This is a genomic window from Albidovulum sp. (genome assembly GCF_008933605.1).
Taxonomy (GTDB): Bacteria; Pseudomonadota; Alphaproteobacteria; order Rhodobacterales; family Rhodobacteraceae; genus Albidovulum.
Window position 1 is genome coordinate 1 of sequence record NZ_WBUS01000219.1, and the last position, 3869, is coordinate 3869.

Annotated in this window: 3 protein-coding genes and 3 pseudogenes; 1 reads left to right on the plus strand and 5 read right to left on the minus strand. The window is 69.3% G+C overall.

Going from position 1 to position 3869, the window contains the following annotated elements; genetic code table 11:
* The 5 genes and pseudogenes from F9K34_RS17580 to F9K34_RS17595 all read right to left on the minus strand — a co-directional run.
* Positions 1-1014, minus strand: a 1014-nt coding sequence (locus F9K34_RS17580; protein WP_291338412.1) for an HAD-IC family P-type ATPase, incomplete at its 3' end; no start/stop codon positions are given.
* Positions 969-1424 (minus strand): hypothetical protein, encoded by a 456-nt coding sequence (locus F9K34_RS17585; RefSeq protein WP_291338414.1) that lies wholly within the window; start codon positions 1422-1424, stop codon positions 969-971. The genes F9K34_RS17580 and F9K34_RS17585, both read right to left, overlap by 46 nt.
* Positions 1425-1505: 81 nt before the next feature.
* Positions 1506-1934 (minus strand): annotated as a pseudogene (locus tag F9K34_RS17590) (HAD-IC family P-type ATPase); the annotation flags it as partial.
* Positions 1935-1995: 61 nt separating this feature from the next.
* Positions 1996-2550, minus strand: a pseudogene (locus tag F9K34_RS19080) (cation-transporting P-type ATPase); the annotation flags it as partial.
* A 167-nt stretch (positions 2551-2717) separates the two neighbouring features.
* Positions 2718-3287, minus strand: a complete 570-nt coding sequence (locus F9K34_RS17595; RefSeq protein ID WP_291338413.1) for a YcbK family protein — start codon at positions 3285-3287, stop codon at positions 2718-2720.
* 327 nt (positions 3288-3614) lie between these two features.
* Here F9K34_RS17595 and F9K34_RS17600 point away from each other — a divergent pair.
* Positions 3615-3869: pseudogene (locus F9K34_RS17600) on the plus strand (L,D-transpeptidase family protein); the annotation flags it as partial.

The window sequence follows — 3869 nt, forward strand, 5'->3', positions numbered from 1 at the left end:
GGCGAGGTAGAGATGCTTGGTCGCCTCCGAGGCGGCGAGATAGGCCAGCGTGATCGCGACAAGCCCCGCCATGACCGGCAGCGGCAGGGAGACGAAGCCGAACCAGCCGGCGCCGGGCAGGTAGGGCAGGGCGAGCGCGAGGGCGCCGACCGCGAGCGAGAGCCAGGAGAGGAGCGCGCTCGGCCGGCTCTTCCAGGCGGGGCGCCAGGTGCGCACGATGAGCACGATGGCAAGTTCCGTCAGCAGCGACTCCACGAACCACGCCGTCTGGAACAACGCCTCGGTCGCATGCGCGACGAGGAGGAGGAAGGCGAAGGTGATGAAGTCGAAGGCCGAGCTCACGAGGCCGAAGGCGAGCATGAAGCGGCGGACTTGGCCGATGTCCCAGCGGTGCGGGCGGCGGAGGTCGTCACGGTCCACCCGGTCGGTGGCGATGGCGAGCGAGGGCAGGTCCGAGAGGAAGTTGTTGAGCAGGATCTGCGGCGCGAGGAGCGGCAGGAAGGGAAGCCAGAGCGAGGCGACGGCCATCGAGACCATGTTGCCGAAATTCGCGCTCGTGGTGATGGCGATGTACTTCATCGTGTTGGCGAAGGTCGCGCGGCCGTCGTCCACGCCGCGCACGATCACGCCGAGGTCGCGGCGCATCAGGATCATGTCGGCGGCCTCGCGCGCCACGTCCACGGCGCCGTCCACGGAAATGCCGACATCGGCCTCGTGCAGCGCCGGCGCGTCGTTGATGCCGTCGCCGAGGTAGCCGACGACATGCCCGCGCTGGCGCAGCGCGGCGATGATCCGTTCCTTCTGGTTCGGGTCGATCTCGGCGAAGATGTCGGTCGCCGGCGCGCGGGCCGCAAGCGCCTCCTTCGTCAGGCGCGAGAGGTCCGCCCCGGTCAGGACGTGGCGGTGCGGCAGGCCGACAGTCGCGGCCAGGTGCGCGGCGACGTAGCGATTGTCGCCGGTGATCATCTTCACCGCAATGCCACGCCCGGCGAGATCGCGCAGTGTGTCCGCCATTCCGGATTTCGGCGGGTCGAGGAAAAGGAGGAAGCCCGCGAAGGCGAGCCCGGCCTCGTCCTCGTGCCGTAGGCGGCGCGGCGGGGCAGCCGGCGGATGGCGAGGCCGAGAGTGCGAAAGCCGGCCCGGCTCCAGTCCCTGAGGCGGGTCTCGATCGTCTCCCTCGTGGCGGCGTCGAGCGGGCGGGCGGCGGCCCCGTCAAGCACCCAGTCGCAGGCGGCGGCGACGGACTCGACTGCGCCCTTGCAGATGAGAAGATCGTCCGTCTCGCCCGCGACCCGCACCACTACCGACAGCCGCTTGCGAACGAAATCACAGGGGACCTCGTCCACCTTCGTGTAGGAGGCCAGCGCGGCTGCGTCCGCCTCTCCGGCCTCGGCGGCGATGGCGGCGTCGAGGGGGTTGGCCATCCCGGTCTGGAGCCGGGCATTCAGAAGCGCCCAGAGTCGGACCTCGGCCGAGGCCGCGCCGGTCGCGTCGGTGGCCGCGTCGAGACGGATCGCCCCCTCGGTCAGCGTGCCGGTCTTGTCGGTGCAGAGGAGGTCCATGCTGCCGAGGTTCTCGATGGCGTCGAGCCGGCGCACGATCACGCCCCTGGCGCCGAGCGTGCGCGCCCCGCGCGCGAGCGTCACGCTGATGATCGCCGGCAGAAGCTCGGGCGTGAGCCCGACGGCGAGGGCCAGCGCGAAAAGCAGGGCATCGACCGTCGGCCGGTCGAGCAGGACGTTGGCGAGAAAGACGAGCAGCACGATGACCAGCATCACCTCGGTCATCCGGTAGCCGAAGCGGCGGATGCCGCGGGCGAACTCGGTCTCGGGCTCGCGCCGAGCCAGCGTGGGCGCGATGCCGGCAACCTCCGTCTGCCTGCCGGTATGGACCGCGAGCATCCTCGCCGTGCCGGAACGCACCGAGGTTCCGGCGAAGACGGCATTCGTCCGCTGGCCCGACCGGCGCTTCGGCGGGCGCGAGGCCGGGTGCCTTGGTGACCGGGAAGGTCTCGCCCGTGAGGGCGGCCTCGCTCACGTCGAAGTCGCGGGCCTCAAGGAGCACGCCTTCGGCGGGAACGAGCGTGCCGGCGGAGAGGACGACCACGTCCCCGGGCACGACCGCATCCACCTCGAGCTGCGTCTCCATGCCATCTCGGAGCACGGTGACGCGGCGGGCGATGCGCCGGGCGAGGGCCTGCATCGCGCGGGAGGCGCCATATTCCTGCGTGAAGGAGAGAAGGCTGCTCGCCAGCACGATCAGCGCGATGATGAGGGACTCGCTGCCCTCGCCGACGAAGGCCGAAACCACGGCCGCGAAGATCAGGATGAGGACGAGCGGGCTGCGGAACTGCCGCGCGAAGGCCCTCAGGGCCGAGGTGTCGTGTGCGGGGCGGATCGAGTTGGGACCGAGGCGCCCAAGCCGGGAGGCGGCTTCAGCGGAGGTGAGCCCCGCCGGCGAGGCTCCCAGTGCGCCAAGGAGCGCGTCGGAGGGCATCGCCCAATAGGCGCCCCGCCCCGATGCGTCGGGCGCGTCCGGCGACGGCAGCATGGAGACTCTCTTGACCCGATGGATGCCGGGGACGTTGAACCGGGGCGGACGGGAATGAAACGGCTCGGCGCGGCGGCGACCGGCGGGGTTACCGGAACGCGGCGATCTCTCCGGCGCGCGGCAGGCGCAGGGCGCAACGAGAATCCGTGAGAGCGGGCAGCGTGGGTTCAGGCGCCCCAGGTGCGGATCGGGCCGCAGTCCATGTGGACGAAGTTGGAGCGCGAGTACTTCCCGACGCCGCCCGCCTCGCAGGCCGAGGCGGCGCGGTACATCTGCGAGACGCTGCGCGAGCGGAGCCTGAGATCGGCGGCCTGGGCCTTCATGTGCAGCGAGTTCCGCGCGACCCCGCGCGAGGAGGACCGCAGCATCGCGTTGGTCTGTGCGGTCCGGTAACCGGAGAGGAGCATGTAGGGCTCGCTGACATCGAGAAGCCGGTGGGCGGCGGCGGCGATGTCCACGGTGCGCGGGTCGATGTCCTTGGTCTTGTCGGACCGCCAGTCGCGCATGAAGTAGGTGATCTCGTTCAACGCCTCGGGGATGTATTCGCCCTCGATCCAGTAGATCGTATCCAGTTTCTCGCCGGTGCGGCCGGAATACATGCGGATACGGCGGATGTCGCCGGCGCCCCGCAGGAAACCGAAAGCGTTGGAGCAGGTCGGTGCTGCAACCACGGCTGTTGCCGCGAAAACACCAAGAAGCCCACGCCGAGTGAAACCCGAAGCCGTCAGATCTGCCATGGCAAACGCCTGTCCCGTAGCTCATTCCGCCGTCTTTTCAACGGCTTGAGTTTATTGAGTTCCCCAAGTGCTACGCTTTTATTGCATAACTCGATTCCCGCGCCAACCGGACAATTGTGCACAGGACGGAAATTCAAGCCGCATCGGCAAGAATTCGCTGAATCGCCACATCTGTGGATTCGATGCCGCTCAATTCGAAAAGGCGTTGCCGAAAAGCGACAGCTTGCTTTGCGCCGCACGCGGGAAAGGGGGCAGGCGAATGGACTTGCCCCGGCGAATGCCGGACACTGTCGGAAACCAGCCTGCGGATTCTCGAAAGAGGTTTTCATGACGTCTTCCCGGCGCGCCGGAAGGGTGGCCCTGGCAGCGGTCGCCGCGCTCTCGATCCAGCTTGCGGCCGCGCCGCTTTTCGCGCTCACGCCCGCTGACCTCGCGTTCCGGCAGGCGGTGGCCGAAAGCGCGGCCGAGGAGGAGGCCGTCGCGGGGTTCTACCGCGAGCATGGTTATGCGACCCTCTGGACGTCGGGCGCCGACGCGGCGCGCCGCGCGGCGCTCTTCGCCGCGCTCGACGGGGCCGGGGGG